Origin of the sequence: Microvirga calopogonii (assembly GCF_003347665.1) — a bacterium.
GTDB classification, from domain to species: domain Bacteria; phylum Pseudomonadota; class Alphaproteobacteria; order Rhizobiales; family Beijerinckiaceae; genus Microvirga; species Microvirga calopogonii.
This window is the reverse complement of record NZ_QDGA01000003.1, coordinates 270,044-289,111: the sequence shown is the minus strand read 5'-3', so window position 1 is coordinate 289,111 and position 19,068 is coordinate 270,044. Positions and strand designations below refer to the sequence as shown.

Here is a 19,068-nt window from a genome sequence, read left to right as displayed (position 1 = left end):
CCATTGCCGAGCTGGGTGAAGAGGTCGCCGCACAGCAAGGTTTGGGTCGACTCCTCGTAAACCACGCCGGCATCCCACCCGTGCGGGGTGTGCGGGGTATCGATGTAGCGGATCCGCTTGCCGCCGATGTCGATCACTTCGCCATTCGCCACCACCCGTGGCGGTCGATCCGACATGTCGTTCAGCGACACCAGGCATCCCGTCATCCCATGCGCCACCTGAGCGTCCGGGGCAGCAGCCAGCCATTCGTTCATGGCGCCGCATTCGTCGGCCTCGTAATGGCCGAACGTGATCCAGCGCAGGTCCTGAACCGGCATGATCCGGGACACGGCTTCGGACACGAGCGGGAACATCTTTCGCAGCCCCGTGTGGAACAGGAGCGGTTCGTCGCCGCGCACGAGGAAATGGTTGAAGGTGAAGCCGGTCGGCGGGGCGATATCCGGCACGAACACGGAAATCCGATAGATGCCGTCGGCGATTTCGCTGATGTTGGGTCCCATGACTTTCTCCACGCGATCATCTTGGTGGGTGCCACCGGCCGGACTGGGCACGGTGGACAGCAGTCACATTTGAACGTACAATAGCGTGCAGTGAAATCGGCAGATGGTCAATATGGCGGCACCATGCGGTGTGCCGAAACACACATGACCCGGACCTACACCCTCAAGAAGCGTGCGGAACAGCAGGCGGAGACCCGGCAGAGGATCGTCGAGGCGGCTGTGGACCTGCACGGCACTGTCGGTCCGGCTCTCACCTCGCTCAGCATGATAGCTGAGCGAGCCGGCGTTCAGCGGCACACGCTCTACGCCCATTTTCCCTATGAACGGAGCCTCTACCTCGCCTGCTCAGGGCTCTCATTGGAGCGCGATCCCCTCCCCGACGCCGCAGCCTGGCGCACGATCGAGGATCCGCGCGAGCGTCTCCGGGTCGGCCTCGATGCGGTTTATGGCTGGTATGAACGCAATGCCGATCTGGCCGCCTGCGTGCTGCGGGATGCCGAGTACCATCCGTTGACGAAGGAGATCGCCGCGTTGCGGTACGGCCCGTTCATGGCCGCCTATCAGGAGGTACTTGGAGCGGACCTGACGATAATGCAGAAGACAATGCTGAGGCTGGCCCTGAGCTTCTTCACATGGCGGACTCTGGCGCGAGAAAGCAACCTCGATAAGGACGCAGCGGTTAGAGCCATGGTCCAGGCGATCTATTGCGCTAAGGCGGCTTAAACAAGCGCAATATCGCAGCCGTGAACATCAAGCCCAACCTGGCTCCTACGGGACCCGAGGCCAGGTCTGGAGGATTTCCGGGTCTGGTTCCGGTGGTGCTCGCTTGTCCTTGACGCGTGTCCCGATTCCGACGAAGCAGAGAAGCTCTTCGTTATCCGTAAGAGAGAAGCTCTTCGTTATCCGTAAGACTGAATGCACGGCGCATGGCCTGCATCGCCACCTTGCGGCCCCTTCCAGCCATTGCCCCATAACCCAAGAGATCGGTTGCCAAAACCACATAGCCCAGGGCAGCCCCGGCTGATGCACACTGCTCGATCTTGGGACTTCGTCGGTGTCCTGCAAGCGGGATATCACAGCCACCAGGACCGGCGCATGAAAGGCCCTCTCGCGGACCCGTTCGAGCTTCTCGCCGCCGATGTTCGGATCGAGTTCCCGCTCGGCCACTTCGAACACATGGGCCAAGGCCTCCCTTGCATCGGATGCGATTGCGAAAAACGGGATGGCTTAAGATGCTGGTTGTCGGGTGCCCGGCACGCAGCTTTAACCAGTTGCTGGATCACATCCTCGGACGGGTCCGGCTCCACCATGTGCCGGGGTGGCGTGGAACGACGAATCCCCATTCGCCGAAGGAGAGCCAATCCATCCGCATTCTGACCAGGTGTGTTGGTACCAGCGCGCAGAAGGCGGCGCAAGCGGCGAAGACCAAGCCGTTCGCGTCCTCAGTCGCGATGAGCCGAAGCCCGGATCGAAGCCAAGTCAACATAGCGGGCCAGGATTGGCGATAGAGGCACCTGGACGAGGGTTTCTCTCGGGTCGGCTTCCTCAATGGCAGGCTCGGAAAACATGATCTTGTTCATTGATATGGAATGCAAGTTGCCGAAGCTCAAAGGTCGCCTTCTGCCACGGGGCAGACGAAAGCCGAACTTCCGCAGTCACAAGTTGGGCTGCCCTCTATCAGGTCACATCTAAAGGCTCAGTTTGACCCCATGCGGGCATTCACAATCTCTGCCTGAGGCGGCGACCGCGGCACACAGCGCACCGACTTGATGCCACGTCAGCCGAGTGGCACTTGGTGATAGTGTACAAGGGCTCCGTGCCGCTGTGCTCAACTCTGGCACCCAGTGGAAGTTCGTCCATCGTGTACTCAGGGCACATGACAAGGTCGGGAGCATGCGTCCTGGGTCCCCAATCATTCCAGCGCCCTGAATATTGTAATGGGGATCGCTCCGGTTCTAGGGAATGAACACAGAGCGGACGCAACCGTCCTCCTTGTGCTTGAACATGGCGTAGCCACGCGGTGCATCTTCGAGCGAGAAACGATGTGTCGCCAGGAACGATGGGTTCAGCTCTCCCTTCTGGGCATGGTCGAGCAGGCGGTCCATGTAAGCCTGCCCATGCTGCTGGGCCGTGCGCACCGTCAGGCCCTTGTTCATGATGGCCCCAATTGGAAACTTGTCCATCACGCCGTAGACGCCCAGGATCGAAAGTGTTCCCCCTTTGCGGCAGGCCAGGATTGCCTCGCGTAGCGCTTGGCCGCGATCCGTGTGCATGTACATGAGCTGCTTGGCGCGGTCGTAGGCGTATTGCAGACCGGTGCCGTGCGCCTCCATGCCGACCGCGTCGATGCAGGCATCGGGACCCCGGCCGCCTGTCATCTCCTTGAGCACCTCCAGGACGCTGTCGACCTCCTCGTAGTTGATGGTCTCGGAGCCGACATGCTCGCGGGCCATCTGCAGCCGCTCAGGCAAGCGGTCGATCCCGATCACCCGCTCGGCCCCCATCAGGAAGGCGCTCCTCTGGGCCATCAGGCCGACGCCGCCGCAGCCCCACACAGCCACGACGTCGCCGCGCTGAATGTTGCAGAAATCCGCTCCCATGTAGCCGGTCGGGGCAGCATCGGAGAGAAACAGCACCTGCTCGTCCGGCAGACCATCCGGCACCTTGAAGCAATCATTGTCGGCAAACGGCACGCGCACATACTGGGCGTGCGCTCCGGCGTAGCCGCCGAACGCGTGGGTATAGCCGTAGATGCCGGCGGTCGGATAGCCGAAGATGGGCTCCTGCAGCTCGGGCTTGGGATGGGTGTTGTCGCACAGCGAATAAAGTTTGTTCTTGCAGTACCAGCACTGGCCGCAGGTGATGAAGGACGGCACCACGACCCGATCCCCCTTCTTGACCTTCTTCACTTCGGGCCCGACGTCCTCGACCACGCCCATGAACTCGTGACCGATCACGTCACCGGCCTTCATGGTCGGGATATAGCCGTCGATGAAGTGCAGGTCCGAGCCGCAGGTGGTCGACATGGTGACCCGCAGGACACAGTCATGCGGATTGACGATCTCGGGATCCTTGACGGTCTCGACACGCAGATCGTTGACGCCGTTCCAGATGAGCGCACGCATGAGAAGCCTCCTCGTCAGCGAGGGTCGGGCCGAGCCGCCGGCTGGCGCTCGGTGGTCGGGATCTCGCCGGTTTGGACGAGGGCCTTGAAGTAGTGCAGCGACTTGCTCGCAAGCGCGGCCGGCACCGTATTGCCCAGAATCTGGGTGGCGATCCGGCCGAGCATGCCACCGGGCGGATCGAGGCTGGCGCGCAGGACCACTACCGTGCCGCGGTTGCCCGCAGCGGGACGGAAGCGCACGGACGCTTCCCGGATCAGAGCGGCCCCGCCTTGTGCCTCCCAGCGCATGAACTCGCCCGGCCGGTCATCAGCCAAGCGCATGTCCCAGGAGCCAAGATTGGATCCGGCGCTCCAGCGTGTCTGCCCGTCACCCGTGGACTGGACGTCGGCAAAGGGCGCCATGATCCGCCTCATGGTTTCCGGATCGCGCCAGCGACGGTAAAGTTCGTCCGCGGGAACGTCCTCGATCGTAATCGAGCGCTCGACCTCCGGCTCGTGCCCCGCAGCCGATCGCCGGTTCGGACCTGTTTTGGTCCGGCGCCCGGTGTCGCGCATTTGGGCGTCGATCAGACCGATGGCGGCCACGCCGGCAGCGGCCGCGAGGGCAAGTCCAACCATGCCAAGGCTCGAACTGCGCCCGCGAGCATCCTGTCGCCACTGCCGTTCACCCGACCAGGACTGCGCGGCGCCCGTTGCTTGAGGGCGAGCCGCACTTTGGCCACGATCCCGTTGGGGCCGTCCATCGTGTTGGTCCGTCATGGCACACCTCGGTGGCGTTGAGGGACTTCGTTAGCGCCCCGCCCGATGAAATCGGATGGGCTGACGCTAACAATCGTCGTTCTGCGGAACTCGTGGAGGGTAACAATCGTAAGGACCTATACGCACACCGGTCGATTCCTGAGGGAAGATACGTGGCTGCAAACCAATCAATGTGGGCTGGCCTCCATCAGCCCGCACTTACGTCACAAAGCAGCCAATGCGGTCAGGTGCGGCAGGATTGGCCAAGGAAGACGCGCAGCCGTGGTCCCGTTTTGGGAAGCCGCCCTCGCAAACGTTAAGTTTCGTCGGGAAGGCCGCTCATGACGTATTTCGAGGAAGAATGGAGATGAGCGTGGCGGAAGCTATTCCCGGCGGCGGTATCATGGGTGAACACGTACGAACCCATGACTGGGCTGCCACGCCCCTCGGGCCAGCAGAGACTTGGCCGCAGTCGCTGCGCACCGCGTTGAGCATCATGCTGAACTCCGCCTTCCCGACCTACCTGGCCTGGGGGCCGGAACTGACGAGCTTCTACAACGATGCCTACATTCCAATCATGGGTGATAAGCCGAACGGCATCGGGCGGCCGTTCCCCGAGGTCTGGTCGGAGGTATGGGACACCATCGGTCCCATCACCAATCGGGCCATGCACGGCGAGGCCAGCTACTTCGAGGACCTGCCGCTGACGCTCATGCGCAGAGGTCATCCCGAGGCAACATGGTTCTCGTTCTCCTACAGCCCCATTGGGGATGAGACGGGCGGGGTTGGCGGGATCCTATGCACTGTCCATGAGACCACCGAGCGTGTCCGCGCCGAGACTGCCCTGCGCCGAAGCAAGGCGCGTCTCCAGGCCGCCATCGATCTCGTCGATGTCTCACCCTACACGTGGGACCCGGCAACCGGGGCGCTGGACTGGGATGCTCGCCTGAAGGCCATGTGGGGCCTGTCTCCGGAAGCGCCCGTCTCCCTGGATGTATGGATGTCTGGCATTCATCCTGAGGACCGAACTCAGGTCGAAACTGCTCTCGCCAGTTGTGTCGATCCCACAGGGGATGGTGTCTACCACGCTGACTATCGCGTCATCGGGATTGAGGATGGAATCGAGCGCTGGATCTCCACCCATGGCCAGACCACCTTCGAGAATGGCCAGCCGGTGGGGTTCACTGGAGCTGCCCTTGAGATAACAACACGCAAGCGGGCCGAAGCAGCCCTGCGTGAGAGCGAGGAGCGCTTCCGGCAGTTCGCCGAGAACTCCAGCAGCACGCTTTGGATCCTGAACTTCAAGACGATGAACCTCGACTACCTGAGCCCAGCTTTCGAATCCATTTGGGGCGAGCCGCGGGAGGGAGTGCTCGGCGATCCCAGCCGTTGGAACCGCATCCTCTATCCGGATGATCGAGAACGCGCGCGAGGCGCGCTTGAACACGTCAGACTAGGCGAAATCAGCACCGAGGAGTTTCGCATCATCCGGCAGGATGGGGTCGTGCGTTGGATCCGGAACACCTTTTTCCCCATTCGCGACGCGCAGGGCCAGATCCGTCGAGCCGGTGGCATTGCCCAGGACATCACCCGACAAGACGGGCGTTTCGTGTATGTGGTCGATGACGAAGAGGCCACCCACCGAGGTCTCTCCCATTTACTTCGCGAGGCCGGCTACAGGGTCAGAGTCTTTTCGTCCGGCAAATCCTTCCTGGAGGCGGCTCCGGCTCTCGCGGCTGGTTGCGTCGTTCTCGACATTTGCCGGTCTGGCGCTGGTGGTCTGGTCATTCCGAGGGAGCTCAAGGCCCGGCGCATCGGCCTGCCGGTCATTGTTCTGGGCGACGCCAACGGCGACGTGACCTTTGGGGTGCAGGTCATGAAGGCTGGAGCCGTGGACTTCCTGCCGGTCCCGTATGACTCGGACCAGCTTCTGGCCGCAGTGGCGTCGGCCTTGGCCAGCACCCATGAGGAGGATGAGCAGAACCAGGAGGCAGAGCGGGGGCGGCGTCGGATTGCCGAAATGTCGGAACGCGAGCGCGAGGTCCTGGCAGGCTTGTTGGCCGGCAAGACCAACAAGGAAATTGGACGGGACATCGGCCTCAGCCCTCGGACGGTAGAGACCCATCGGGCTCACGTCATGCAGCGGCTTGGCGTACAGACCCTGTCTCAAGCCGTGCTGGTCGCAACCTCCGCAGGGTTCGAGTCGCCCAGCCCGGGGCCGAAGGTGCCTCAGGTGTCAGACAAGCCCGAAACCTGACCGCCCAGCAGGAATGTCCCGCTCAGATTGCTGTTCTCGCTAGAGGTCGGCAGCGCGGGAGAACCGCGCCGCGTCGAAACGGAGCGTAATGTCCCTCAGGGATTATCCGCAGCACTTCCCCTCAGCGCAGACGTTCAAAAGGCCACGAGCCCTGACGACTATCCCCGCAGAGATCTGCCCGTGCCGTAACGAGTTGCGGACGCGGAAGCCTCTGCATCTTCGTTGAACAAGAGGAGGAGGAAGGCATGCGAGCCCTCGTTTGGCATGGCAAGGAAGATATTCGCTGCGACACCGTCACTGACCCCGAGATCGAGCAACCGCGCGACGCCATCATCAAGGTGACGAGTTGCGCCATCTGCGGCTCGGATCTTCATCTGTTCCATAATTTCATTCCAGCCATGCTGCCCGGTGATGTCATGGGGCACGAGATGATGGGAGAGGTCGTTGAGGTCGGGCCCGAAGCGAGGGGCAAGCTCAAGAAGGGCGACCGCGTCGTTGTCCCGTTCACGATCATCTGCGGCGAGTGCGATCAGTGCAAGCGCGGCAACTTCTCGGTCTGTCAGCGGAGCAACCGCAAGAAGGATCTCGCCGACAAGGTCTTCGGTCACGCGACGGCGGGCCTGTTCGGCTACACGCATCTGACCGGCGGCTATCCTGGCGGGCAGGCCGAGTATCTGCGCGTTCCGTTCGCCGATGCGACCCACATCAAGGTGCCGGATGGGATCCCGGACGAGAAGGTTCTCTTCCTCGGTGACATCTTCCCGACCGGCTGGCAGGCGGCGGTCCAGTGCGACATCCAGCCGACGGACACAGTGGCGATCTGGGGTTGCGGTCCCGTCGGTCAGATGGCGATCCGCAGCGCCATTCTGCTTGGTGCCAAGCAGGTGATCGCCATCGATCATTTGCCGGAGCGCCTGGAAATGGCGGAAGCCGGCGGCGCCATCACCATCAACTTCGATGAAGAGAGCGTGATCGAGCGTCTGAACGAGCTCACGGGTGGCGAGGGTCCGGAAAAGTGCATCGACGCCATCGGGATGGAAGCCCATGTCTCGCCCTCCATGCCGGATACGGTCTACGACCGCACCAAGCAGATGCTGGGAGCCGAAAGCGACCGGCCGCACGTCCTTCGTGAGATGATCTACGTCTGCCGCCCGGCCGGGGTGATTTCGATCCCCGGTGTCTATGGCGGGTTGGTCGACAAGATCCCGATGGGTCAGCTGATGAACAAGGGGCTGACCCTTCGCACCGGGCAAACGCACGTCAACCGTTGGACCGATGACCTTCTGCGCCGCATCGAGGAGGGGCAGATCGATCCATCGTTTGTCATCACCCACACGGTCAGCCTCGATGAGGGACCCGAGATGTACAAGGTGTTCCGCGACAAGCAGGACAGCTGCATCAAGGTTGTTTTGAAGCCCTAAAGAACCGGGAGAGAAGACATGGCTTATTACATCTCGAACATCGCCCGGTCCAAGGGCGACCCGAAGGTCCTCCGCTCCGGCCCCAGCTCGCTGGGCGGGGCCGACCGATTGGCCAAAGCGTTGGGCTGGTACAGCATCGGCCTGGGCTTAGCGGAGCTGATCGCGCCGGAGCGCTTCACCCGGGCTCTTGGCATGGAGGGCAAGGAAGGCCTCGTCCGGGCCTATGGCGTTCGCGAACTTGGGCATGGCATCGTCTCGCTCTCGCCCGACAAGCACGTCGGATTGTGGAGTCGCGTCGCCGGAGACGGACTCGACATCGCCACCCTGATGACGGCCATGCGGCATGATAATCCGAAGCGCGACAATGCCAAGATTGCTCTTGCGGCGGTGCTGGGAGTGACGCTGCTCGACATCATCGGCGCGCAGGCGGTCACGGCCCGCCACAGCCGCCCCGGTGGCCGGCCACGCTCCTACCGAAATCGGACGGGCTTCCCGCAGGGTGTCCAGGCCGCGCGAGGCGCCGCCAAGGACTTCCAGGTGCCGCCCGACATGCGTGCCGCTCCACCCCTCGCAGCGGTGTCCGATCGTGCCCCGCAAGAGAGGGCGCGTCCTCACTGACCGAACGACGATACGGCTGCGCTCGAGCGGCGTTCACGCTGCGAGGGGGCAGCCGTATCCCACACGATCATTGCCGCATGATGGAGGCGAACATGCCCAGGCTCACACCGGTGACCCTGCTTTTCGGAACGCTCTTGGCCACCACATCCATGGCACAGCAGAGTGCAGCCCCATCTCAGGGTCCGGCGCAACTGCAGCAGGTCGCCAGTTTTGAACATCAGGTGACCGGAGTGACCGTGTCAAAGGACGGGCGCATCTTCGTCAACTTCCCGCGATGGACGGAGGATGCACCGATCTCGGTGGCGGAGGTGACGCGCGACGGCCAGGTCAAACCCTACCCGGATGACGAGTGGAATTCCTGGCGCAATGCCAAGAAGAACCAGGTGTCCGCCGGCGACCACTTCGTGTGCGTCCAGAGCGTCGTGGCCGATGCGCACGGCAATCTCTGGGTCGTCGATCCGGCCGCGCCAGCCACAGCATCCGTTGTGCAGGGAGGGCCCAAGCTCGTCAGGATCGATCTGAAGTCGAACAAGGTCGCGCAGGTGATCCGGTTCGACGAGACGGTCGCCCCGCAGGGCAGCTACCTGAACGATGTGCGGTTTTCGCCGGATGGGCGGCATGCCTATCTGACCGATGCCGGGGCCAAGGGTGCACTCGTCGTTGTGGATCTGCAGAACGGCAAGGCTCGACGCGTCCTTGACGGCCACCCGAGCACCCAGCCGGAAAAGGATGTGGTGGTGAAGACCGATGGGCAGGAGTTGCGTCGGCCCGACGGGCGCGGGGTCGAATTTGCCGCTGACAGCATCGCGCTCTCTCCTGATGGGCGCACGCTCTATTGGAAAGCCCTTACAGGGCGGACGCTCTATCGCGTCTCGACGGATGCCTTGGAGAACTCGCGTCTGTCCGAGAAGGATCTCGAAGCTCGTGTGGAGCGTGTCGCCGGGACCGAGCCGACGGACGGGCTTTGGATCGATGGGCGCGGGCGGCTTTATCTGAGCGCGATTGAGCAGGATGCCGTGAAGGTCCGCGATGGGGATCGCATCACCACCCTTGTCCAGGACAAGCGGCTGCGCTGGCCCGATACATTCTCGGAGGGACCCGACGGGACGATCTACATCACCAGCTCTCGCATTCAGGACATGAGCTGGTTCAAACCGGAGAGCGGTCCGCGCCTTGAGACGCAGCTGTGGCGCATCGAGCCCGGACAGAACGGGGAGGCCACCGGCTCGACCGGACAGCCCCAGCGCCCCTGACCGAGCAGTTGGGATGACAGGAGGCCTGCCATGATAGGGCGACTGGAGCAGGGCCTTGGGATACTGCTGATCCTGATCATCTTGCTCGATATTTTCCTGACCGTGCTCTACGCCCGGATCGGCACCAGCATTATCGGATCCAGGGTCGGGCACTTGGTCTGGTCCTTTGCCGTCAATGCCTCGACGGTTTTCGGCTCCAGACGGGGCGCGGCTCTGTCCTTCTGCGGTCCGGTCATCCTCGTGCTGCTGGTTGGGGTCTGGGCTCTCGGGCTGACGCTCGGGGCGGCATTGATCATGCACCCGGAACTCGGCACGTCCATCCGCGCCACCAACGGCGAGACGCCCACCGACTTCGTCACCGCGATGTATGCCGGGGGAACCAGCATGGCGATTGTCGGGGCAAGTGATTTCACACCACACACGAGCCCGATGCGGCTGCTCTTCCTGTTCAACTCGCTGATCGGCATGTCGGTGATGTCGCTGACGCTGACCTATCTGATGCAGGTCTATACAGCGCTCCAGCGGCGCAACGTGCTGGCCATGAACCTTCATTTCCTCTCAGGGTGCACAGGAGATGCCGCCGAGTTGCTGGCACGTCTCGGACCTCAGGGGCAGTTCAGTGGCGGCTACACGAACCTGTCGGAAATCGCTGTCGAGATGACCCAAGCCAAGGAGGCACACCACTTCTACCCGGTGCTGTTCTATTTCCGCTTCAGCGACCCATACCACTCGGTGTCCCGTTCCACGCTGGTCGCCCTGGACACGGTGAGCCTGATCAAGAGCGCCTTGGATGATCAGAAGGACCGCTGGCTGAAGGAGGCGGGAGCCGTCGCGCAGCTGTGGGAAGCATCAATGATGCTGGTCATCACCTTGGAGAACACCTTTCTCCCTCATGGGGCCCCGGAACGGGAGGCTCAACCGGACCAGCAGACCCGAGACCGCTGGCGAGCACGCTACCGCGCTGCCCTGTTTCGCCTTCAGCAGGCGGGGATCGAGATCACGGCTGACGGGCAGGCCGGTGCCGAGGCCTACATCGCCTGCCGAATGCAATGGGACCATCACATCACAAACCTGGCCCCCTCCATGGCTTACAGAATGGAGGAGATCGATGCCGCAATGAGCCGTTTAGGATCGAAGGACCGCCTGAACGAACCCGGGCTCCGCCTCCACGTGGCCGAATAGCGGGAGCTGATCCGATGGGGGCAAGAATGCCACTCAGCGAGACGGCCTGCGAGATCCTTGGGTTCTTTCGCGAGACACACCGAAAGCCCGGCGCCCGCATGACAATGGCAACACTGGATGCGCACTTCGGGACAGATCCCGCTGTTGCCGTGGCCATTTCCCTAACCATCTGCTCTTTCGCCTCACCCAGACAATGATCGGAATACTGGAAATTTCCGGAAAAGGGCCTTGGTACGTCTGACGAAGCGGCGCCGATGACTTGTTGCTTCGAATGTTTCTCCACCGGCCGCAAATCAGGTTCGGCAAGCAAGCCGAACGAGACACAAACGCAATAGAAAACACGAGATCTGTCACGCGATTGAAGACAATCCATGAGCCGTTGGGTAAGCTGAAACGCTTTGAACTGAGGCAGCAACTAACCTGAATCGAGTTCGATCGAAATGAATCGAAAATGGCTGGGAACTCATCCCTTATTTTCTGGGCAATTCCGCATTCGGCGCAGTCGATTTTCAGTCGAAATTCTCAGTTCCGATTCTTCCTTCTCACCAACTCCGAAGCTGGTTTCATCAATTTCGGGTCTGAGTACGAGGATTCGGAGTCCGAGATTTTCGCGTTTCGTTAGCTCCATAACCATCGATTTGAAGAAACAACTGTCCTGTCCGAACAGTATCTTTCTCGGGATATGACTTCTTGTGGAACGCATAGTCCCCTGAAATTTCACCACGCCAGTACCGCTCCCGCCTCTGTTGACGTCTCGCCTCCTCGGCTAGCGCAGCCTCGGTCGGCTCAATCTGCCGGCCCTTCTCAGCACGAGAACCTGCAAGAGTGTCGAGGATTGCATTTGCTCTCTCGATGGACTGGATACCGACTTCAATGCCGCATAACCCTTCGCCAAAAGCTCGCACGACATCGTCATCCTGTGCAGAGCGGCTACGTAACGCCTTCGCAGTTGGACGAATAGTTGGGTGAATGTCACCCGTAGATTTTTTTCGGGGAACGGCTCCAAGTGTGGTGTGAAGACTTTGCGCTCTGCGGTTTTACGCTCTGCGCGTTCCGCTTTATGGCGCATGACAAGTTCACGGACAGGCTCTGGAAGTTGTGTGAGACTACCGATGATCTCAATCCGATCGAGACCTGGATCATTTACCTCCACAAACAGTGCCTGCTTGACCTTCGATCCGACCTCGATTTTTGCCCAATATCCGCGAGGCGGAGTGGGAACGCGATGCCGGTCACAGATCTTGCCTGGACCGACATCAGAGATCTGAAACTCAGCTGCGACCTTCGTCACCGGCTTGCTCCAGAAAGGATCATACAAAGCACGGCGTGTCAGTTGCATATCGAAGTCAGCCCAAGGCTTCTCATACCGCCTCTCGATACCTTTAAGCGGTTGATCAGTGGCTCCAGGTCAGATCTGGAGGCTCGGGATCCAGTTCCTCCTGCTCCAGCGTGAATGGCCGCTCACATGACAGGTACTCCGCCAGACTCTCGATAGCACTTCCAGGAGATGAGCCTGCTCGCATAATAGGCCTATCCGACCGAGTTCCCCGCGTCTCGGCGAGGTCGCGGGACATCAGGTGTGGCTTGAGTCCCGGGATGATCCGTTCCATCGTTTTGAAAATCTCGATCCCCCCAGCATCGATGTCTGACCAGTGGAACCGTGGGACCTCCATGGGAATCTGCGGCAGTAATACGGCCATAGACTTCCTGAAACCGAGCGAGGGCTGACCTCCGGTGTAGATGACGAGGTCATTAGCATCGCGGTTCGCCTCAGTGGCGTGACGATGAAACGACACGAAGTTTTCAATTGTGAGAACGGCCCTCGGACGGCGCGACAGAGACAGGGTCCCAGCCGCCTGGTGTGGAATTGCTATGTATGGGACTGTTAGAGGAACAGGGACGTCGTCCAACGCGACGGGCCCCGAGACATGGAATGGGACCGACACCTTATCTAGACCTATGGCCGAGAGCGCCTCCCTTGGCTTCCCCGAAGGGACTTCCATGACGAAGGAGATAGCCCTCAGGAGGGCAACCTCATATCGCTCGACAATCTTGCTCGCTCCGCCGATACGCCGCGAGAATGTCCGGTAGTCCAGGTTCTCATGGTCTCCCCGGCTTATGGCATCAGCCATGTTAAGTAGCGCGTCGATCATCGACATATTGCCAACAGAGATACCGTACCAAGCACGGTTTCGGGACCATGTGCTCTCTACTTCCGAGATGAGTTTAATCTGCCATTCCGGCCGACTGACCTGCTTGTAGCTATCCAGAGTCTCGCGGACACGGTCGGTACTAGGCTTCCGATCTAGATGGCGGTAGAGGGCGGGTGAATCCAGGAGCGTCGCGTGACTGATCGTCCCGCGGTCACGTCGAACCCCGAATTTCAAGGCTACAGTGCCTGCCTCCGCGGCTTTCTTCAGTCCCTGCTCGAACTCGTCCGCTTCCCGAGTCGTCGGAAAAGTGGAACGATCAATCTTCACGAGGAGTCGCTTGGCCGCAGGATTTGCTTCAAGCCTATCCAAGAGGTCGTGCAGAGCGGCTTGGGCCGTTGTAAACTTCCTGCCCATGCTACTCGGCTGCCGAGAGCAGACTCTCTACTTGTTCGCGGCTGTAGCGGGACGGGTCAATAGCGGCGAGTTCGTCGCGCGTACGCTGCTTGATCATATCCACCTTCGCGAATGACTGATCTCCAGATTTCCAGATATCGACGATACTATGGGCGTAGCGTTCCATGGAACGACGTCCCCCATCGGGACCGCAGATCAGGAGTTGTAATCCAAGCTCAAGGCAGAACTGTACGACCTGAAGCCTAACCTTCTCGTCCATGTTCGAAAATGCCTCGTCGAACACGGCAAGGCATAGGCCCCCCTCATCCTCACCGAGGCGGGATCGAGCGCCCCCATAGTACACAGATGACAATGCAGCCAGCAGCGTCACGTAGTACGGCGTCTGCAATTCGGCTCCAGATCCGGTGTATTTACGTTGCGACCAGGTGACGACGCGTCCTGTGTTCTGGTTTTTGATCTCGATCTCGAAAACGAAATAGCGCGTATAGTCTTCGAAGGCAGCGATATCGACATTGTCCGCGAGAAGCACGGCTTCCACGATCTTCAGATCCTCAGCCATCTTATCGTCGCTGTCGACCTCTCCTTTGAACAGGGGTTGGTTGGTGCGCTCTAGCTCACGCTGTCGCTCAACGATCCGGTGGAAGGGTTCGTAACCGGGGGCCCAGGCTGCCTTGATATCGTAGACTTCTTCAAGGAGAGTATATTTCTTCAAGACGTCGCGGACATCCATCAGCTCGCTCCGCACCTTGGCGAAACGCGCCGCCAGTTCGTTCACGAAGCTATTTCTAAAGATGTCATTAGTCCTAGCACGGGCATCGTTTAGCTCTTGCTGGTACTGCACCAGGGTCTCGTTCTCGATCTCCTGGACGCGCTCTATGGCCCATGGGCGGACCTTAGAAAGGAGGACGGTGAACAGATTTGCCGTCTCAAAGAGGTCCTCGGCACCCATGGCGGTGATGCAGGCGCGAGCCTTATCACGCCCCTCCGTGCGCAGTTCCACCGCCTCATCATGAGCATTCTTGCTCCGTTCCTCGGCATCCTCAGCGAGGGGAATTAGGCCCTTTACGTGCTTGCGACGCTCGATAAATGTCCTCAGGCATTCCGGTACTGTATAGTCCTTTCTGCCGCGCCGGAAAATTTGGAGTTGGCCCTCCGCGTGCTGTTTTGATCCCATTGTACGGCTGCCGGCTCCGATTGTATCGGAAGCTTGTCTGATCTCTAGCTCAAGGCTCCAAGACTGTTTCTGCAACTCGTCCCGCTCTGCTACTGACGCCTTTAAGCCGCCCTTCAGCTCTGACAACTCCTCGTCAATGTCCGAGACATCGGCCTTTGACAACTCCAAGATCTCAGCCGAGAGCAGCATGCGTTGCTTGTCGATCTTTGCCGTCTTATCGGAAATCTCTCGGAAGAACACAGGGTGGCCATCATCGCCACGGGTAAGCCCTTCGGACCACACCCTGAACTGCGTCACAGCTACATCGAGTTTTTTCAGGAACTCGAGTTCGCGGCTCAGTATGCCATTGATATGGGCATTGACCTTCTCCAGCTTTGCAGCCGCTTCTTGAGCAGACGACAGTCGAGCCTTCGCTCCTAACTTGCGGCCATCTCTGAGTTCCTTGACATCAATTACAACACCATCGTCATAAGTACCGTCGTCCATAATCCACCGACCAGAGCGATCAAGGTCTGACCTGCTCTTGGCGAGGTTGATACGACCTGCTCGGTAGACGAGAAAAGCTCTAGCCAGCGGATCATCCGATTGCATCACAGCTGCCAGCGTACCCTGGTCCGCCCGATCTGGCATATCCTTAAGCTTACGTGTGTTGGCGATCCTCACACGACGATACTGCGATCTCTCCTTAGAAAGGATGTCGGTAGCGGCTCGATTGTGCTCCGGATCGACGAAGATTGTTTCCCGATCGATCCCGAGATAGGCCTCCGCTGCTTCAGCCCATCTCTCCTCGGTAACCTCGACCATTTCAGCCAAAACGCGAGGTTTCATGCCCTCCGCGGCGAGGCGATTGACCATAGCCTCTACATTTGGATCGACGGCAAGTCGTCCAGTACGAGAGGCCTCGATCTGCCGCTGCAGTGTCTCGCGCTCTTCCTTTGCTCGGACGGTTCGAACGGATGCTTCTTCTTGCTTTCTTGCGAGCACACGCTCGGCTACGTCGAGTGCTGTTTCTATAGCGGAGATCAGGATATCCATCTTCTCGGGAAATGAAGAAGGCTTCATCTCACCACGCTTCGGCAAGAGGTCTAATGCCTCCTTGACAAGGTCAGGAATCTTGTCCACGCCATCTTGCTGGAGCACAGCAAAGCCCTCTAGGCCCTTCACGAGTGCCGTTGCTGCATCGGCACTGAGTCCGCTAACAGGGCTGACAGTAGCCTTGTAATCGACATCAAGGGCGTGGATCTCAGATTTGAGCCGGGCTTGACGCTCCTCGGAAAGTCTCTCACGCCGCCGTTGCTCCAGTTCTACAATCTCTTCCTCGAAGCGTTTGATTTCATTGCTGCACTGCGTGAGTTCACGGGTCGCATTCTCAAGTGCTGCCTGTTTCTCGGTGCGCTTGCGTCGCTGGGCCCGATAGTGACTGAGCGCAGCAGCAAGGCGCGCCCGCAGCTCGATCCACTTCTCACGCGCTTCTGTAAACTCCAGCTCCTGGAGCTCATTAAGGGTGCCGAGGAGGTCGCGGAGGTTGTTGAGGTTAATCCCGAGGCGCTCCACCATCTCCGCGGCTTCCCGATAAAGTTTGATGGACTCCCGGAGCGATGTGACTTTGATAGGGTCCTTCTCAAGCAGGTACTCGCGGACAAAGTCGTTCGCTGAATCCATCTTCATCAACGTAACGGCGTTGATGAATGTCTTCACGAACTGCGTCTGCGACGAGGTTCTGCCGCGGGGGAACAGGACATGCATGTACTCTCTGACGTAGTCCCCTGCTCTATCCCGGTCCTTAAACTCGATAAGGCTTCCACCCGCCTCTTCGGTAATGCGCTGGATCTTCTGGCCGCATTCGGACCAAGGCTTGACGATATCCCTTCCCCCATCTCCCTTGGCCACGAAATCTGAAGTCGTCAATGCGACGCCTTTCGCGATGAAGCGCACCGCCACATGAACGGTGTTCTCGGACTCCTCCGCCTCAAGGCCGACCCCAATGGTAACAGGAGGCTTTACACGCTTCGGATCCCCAAAGCTCAGCATGAGGTATGTGATTGCTTTGCTGCGGATCGTATCGGTGACTGAGAGTCGGCCGAGGCAGTAGGAGTGCGCGCTGCGTCTGTGTTGCCTGTCAGTGCCCTTCTGCGAAGCCATTCGGTTGAACTTCATCTTCGACTCATCGCAACCGGTCATCACGACCTGGATGGCATCCAAGATGGTGCTTTTCCCAGACTTGTTCTCGCCGGACACACCGATTACGTCACCTGAAACCGGGATGTCAGTTAATGGGAACAGGTGCCAGTTGATCAGGCCAATGTTGTTGAGATGCATATGCTAAGCCCCCTCAAGTTTCCTCGTCCGTAGAGGGCGTCATCTCTTCCCACTCGCGGAGTCTCTCTGTTACTATCTGCACGGTGGTACGCTCATCGACATTTAGGAACTTGTTGACCCTGACGATGATGTCTTCGCCTGCAAGAAGTCTCACAAACGGCCGGATCGTGATTTCATAGTCATCGGATTCGGCATCGAGTTCGCCGATACTGACGATCCCCTTATGGCTGAAGTCACCTTTCAGCATCTCAAGTATCTTCTCGACCTTCAGGATTGGGCCTTGCCCGCGGGCGAGCCTATCCTCGATATCGAGCCAGAATTCGTTCAGGGTCGTGATGGCGTTCGCACGCAGGTCAAGGTCGCCTCGCTCCATGCACTTCGTCCAGTGCAGAGCCAAAAACAGAAGGACAAGGGTCTGAGTGGGAGACATCTTGGGGGTGGCGACCTCCTCGATCCGTGGGACTATTCCATACCACCCCTCTGTTTCGTTGAATTCCAGATCGTACCCGGCAAAGTCGAAGTGACGCGCGACCATGGACCGGAGTGCAGGATTCTCAAGAACACGCCGGACGGAACTCGCCCGTTCTCCTTGAATGCAGAAAAACTGCCGGTGCTGAAGGTAATGAATTGCTTTCCTGAGATCTGGGAGGCGATCCCCGATGACTGTGGCATCATTCTCATGAAGCATGGTTGTCACCCCCCGCTCCTTCGTTGAATCAGGAAGCTTTCGCTCTGCATGTAAGGATTGTCGATCTGCGCTCCTGGAAGCGCCTTGATGACATATCGTCTTTGTAGAGCAGGTGTCAGTTGCCCACGGCGTACCATGAGGAGGACCGCGTCGAGAGCTAGGAAGTCATCGATAGTATCGACCTCCAGACGATTGGCCGCCACCTCGTCACGTTCTCCAAGAGCCGTCTCTAGGAAATCGGTCAAACGCTCATCGTCTGGCCAGAGGCGGCGGGAGTGACGGGACTTTAGCTCTTGCAGGAAAAGGTCAACAGGATCGGCCGTACGAACCACGACCTCGGCAGCCTGGACCCCAACCCGCTCACGCCTGGGTGTCCCGTGCAGGGCCATGCCGAATGGGCGAACAGGCCCATCAAGGAAGCCATCAACGAGGGGAAGATCTGCCTTTCTCTCATTTCGCCCAATCCAAGCGATGAGCCTATCGACTGTCTCTTCCGAGCGTCTTCCAAGATCCATACGGCTCTTGTTTTTGTACCGGAGCATGTTCCTGATCCGGCTCTCAAGCTGAATCTGGAAGTCCCGGATGCGCTCAAACATTTGGTCGATATGACCGAGCATCGCGATGATTGTCGCGAAGTCTGCGTCGACCCGGACGATCCCGGCCTCGATAGCGGCCCGCCGCTCGACCTCCCATTCGCCGGCCCGTTTCATAAGCTCAGGATCCGCGCTCTCGGCATAGGCTAAGCCGACCGCTCGAAGGGTTTCCGGGTCAGAAGCAAGGCGCCGCACTGCCACGAGGGTTTCGTTCTTGTAGCGGTAGGGATGATTGCTCTCATGCAGCGAGGCAAAATCCTTGAGTAGCAAGCGCTCGACGAATCCTTTCATAAAGACATGAAGACGCGCCTTCTGGCTGTCGCTGGCGGCCATCTCAGCCTTGATCCGCTTCAAGTCGGAGATGATGGCCCGCAGATGGCGGACGAAAGACTCAAGGCTGCGTCTCACTTGGTCGAGCGACAGAGCGTTGCGATGTGGATCTCTCGTAATGCCGTCCAGCATCAAATTGAGCTGTACCAGTGTTCCAGAGAAATGCAGAGAGAATCCCTCTCTGATCCGGTACAAGGCCTCCAGAAGCGCGAGACCACCCGGTGTCATATCCACTGTGACCTGGACGCCGAACTTCTCCTCCTCCAGCCATCCGCTCTCGACGAGGTAGTCGTAGTGGAGACGG

13 protein-coding genes and 1 pseudogene are annotated in these 19,068 nt (G+C 59.7%); 6 read left to right on the top strand and 8 right to left on the bottom strand.

Annotation, left to right across the window (positions count from 1 at the left end):
* Positions 1-500: oxygen-binding di-iron domain-containing protein (locus DDF70_RS05700; RefSeq protein WP_114943885.1), on the bottom strand; the 500-nt coding region annotated here is incomplete at its 3' end.
* A gap of 144 nt (positions 501-644) precedes the next feature.
* On the opposite strand from DDF70_RS05700, the gene DDF70_RS05695 reads away from it, so the two are divergent.
* Complete coding sequence (locus tag DDF70_RS05695) at positions 645-1,223, top strand: TetR/AcrR family transcriptional regulator (RefSeq protein ID WP_114943884.1); 579 nt, start codon at positions 645-647, stop codon at positions 1,221-1,223.
* Positions 1,224-2,455: 1,232 nt separating this feature from the next.
* On the opposite strand, the gene DDF70_RS05685 is transcribed toward DDF70_RS05695, so the two are convergent.
* Positions 2,456-3,625 (bottom strand): zinc-dependent alcohol dehydrogenase, encoded by a 1,170-nt coding sequence (locus DDF70_RS05685; RefSeq protein WP_114943882.1) that lies wholly within the window; start codon positions 3,623-3,625, stop codon positions 2,456-2,458.
* A 14-nt stretch (positions 3,626-3,639) separates the two neighbouring features.
* On the bottom strand, positions 3,640-4,242 hold the full coding sequence (locus DDF70_RS05680; protein WP_162820229.1) for an SRPBCC family protein: 603 nt from the start codon (positions 4,240-4,242) through the stop codon (positions 3,640-3,642).
* 493 nt (positions 4,243-4,735) lie between these two features.
* Here DDF70_RS05680 and DDF70_RS05675 point away from each other — a divergent pair, with 493 nt between their 5' ends.
* From DDF70_RS05675 to DDF70_RS05655, 5 genes are all read left to right on the top strand, one after another.
* Positions 4,736-6,619, top strand: coding sequence for a PAS domain S-box protein (locus tag DDF70_RS05675; RefSeq protein WP_205772398.1), 1,884 nt, complete (start codon positions 4,736-4,738; stop codon positions 6,617-6,619).
* A gap of 245 nt (positions 6,620-6,864) precedes the next feature.
* On the top strand, positions 6,865-8,040 hold the full coding sequence (locus DDF70_RS05670) for a zinc-dependent alcohol dehydrogenase (RefSeq protein ID WP_114943880.1): 1,176 nt from the start codon (positions 6,865-6,867) through the stop codon (positions 8,038-8,040).
* A gap of 18 nt (positions 8,041-8,058) precedes the next feature.
* Entirely contained in the window at positions 8,059-8,658 is a 600-nt protein-coding gene (locus tag DDF70_RS05665) for a hypothetical protein (RefSeq protein WP_114943879.1), read from the top strand.
* Positions 8,659-8,750: 92 nt separating this feature from the next.
* The gene (locus DDF70_RS05660) at positions 8,751-9,911 is read left to right on the top strand and encodes an SMP-30/gluconolactonase/LRE family protein (RefSeq protein ID WP_114943904.1); all 1,161 of its coding nucleotides are present in this window, start codon (positions 8,751-8,753) and stop codon (positions 9,909-9,911) included.
* A gap of 30 nt (positions 9,912-9,941) precedes the next feature.
* On the top strand, positions 9,942-11,093 hold the full coding sequence (locus DDF70_RS05655) for a potassium channel family protein (RefSeq protein WP_114943878.1): 1,152 nt from the start codon (positions 9,942-9,944) through the stop codon (positions 11,091-11,093).
* A 766-nt stretch (positions 11,094-11,859) separates the two neighbouring features.
* Here the strand turns inward: DDF70_RS05655 and DDF70_RS05645 are convergent.
* The 5 genes and pseudogenes from DDF70_RS05645 to DDF70_RS05625 form a co-directional block, all read right to left on the bottom strand.
* On the bottom strand, positions 11,860-12,432 hold the full coding sequence (locus tag DDF70_RS05645) for a hypothetical protein (protein ID WP_114943876.1): 573 nt from the start codon (positions 12,430-12,432) through the stop codon (positions 11,860-11,862).
* 55 nt (positions 12,433-12,487) lie between these two features.
* Positions 12,488-13,660 (bottom strand): Wadjet anti-phage system protein JetD domain-containing protein, encoded by a 1,173-nt coding sequence (locus tag DDF70_RS05640; protein ID WP_114943875.1) that lies wholly within the window; start codon positions 13,658-13,660, stop codon positions 12,488-12,490.
* 1 nt (position 13,661) lies between these two features.
* Positions 13,662-17,153 carry an SbcC/MukB-like Walker B domain-containing protein gene (locus tag DDF70_RS05635; RefSeq protein ID WP_114943874.1) on the bottom strand — a complete coding sequence of 1,164 codons (3,492 nt, stop codon included), beginning with the start codon at positions 17,151-17,153 and terminating at the stop codon, positions 13,662-13,664.
* Between the two features lie 13 nt (positions 17,154-17,166).
* Positions 17,167-17,841 (bottom strand): DUF4194 domain-containing protein, encoded by a 675-nt coding sequence (locus DDF70_RS05630; RefSeq protein ID WP_245435383.1) that lies wholly within the window; start codon positions 17,839-17,841, stop codon positions 17,167-17,169.
* A 5-nt stretch (positions 17,842-17,846) separates the two neighbouring features.
* Positions 17,847-19,058: pseudogene (locus tag DDF70_RS05625) on the bottom strand (Wadjet anti-phage system protein JetA family protein); the annotation flags it as partial.
* Between the last annotated feature and the right edge of the window lie 10 nt (positions 19,059-19,068).

Coding starts and splice junctions, on each gene's coding strand:
- DDF70_RS05695 (WP_114943884.1), top strand. CDS start 645: ATGACCCGGACCTACACCCTCAAGAAGCGTGCGGAACAGCAGGCGGAG.
- DDF70_RS05685 (WP_114943882.1), bottom strand. CDS start 3,625: ATGCGTGCGCTCATCTGGAACGGCGTCAACGATCTGCGTGTCGAGACC.
- DDF70_RS05680 (WP_162820229.1), bottom strand. CDS start 4,242: ATGGTTGGACTTGCCCTCGCGGCCGCTGCCGGCGTGGCCGCCATCGGT.
- DDF70_RS05670 (WP_114943880.1), top strand. CDS start 6,865: ATGCGAGCCCTCGTTTGGCATGGCAAGGAAGATATTCGCTGCGACACC.
- DDF70_RS05665 (WP_114943879.1), top strand. CDS start 8,059: ATGGCTTATTACATCTCGAACATCGCCCGGTCCAAGGGCGACCCGAAG.
- DDF70_RS05660 (WP_114943904.1), top strand. CDS start 8,751: ATGCCCAGGCTCACACCGGTGACCCTGCTTTTCGGAACGCTCTTGGCC.
- DDF70_RS05655 (WP_114943878.1), top strand. CDS start 9,942: ATGATAGGGCGACTGGAGCAGGGCCTTGGGATACTGCTGATCCTGATC.
- DDF70_RS05645 (WP_114943876.1), bottom strand. CDS start 12,432: ATGCAACTGACACGCCGTGCTTTGTATGATCCTTTCTGGAGCAAGCCG.
- DDF70_RS05640 (WP_114943875.1), bottom strand. CDS start 13,660: ATGGGCAGGAAGTTTACAACGGCCCAAGCCGCTCTGCACGACCTCTTG.
- DDF70_RS05635 (WP_114943874.1), bottom strand. CDS start 17,153: ATGCATCTCAACAACATTGGCCTGATCAACTGGCACCTGTTCCCATTA.
- DDF70_RS05630 (WP_245435383.1), bottom strand. CDS start 17,841: ATGCTTCATGAGAATGATGCCACAGTCATCGGGGATCGCCTCCCAGAT.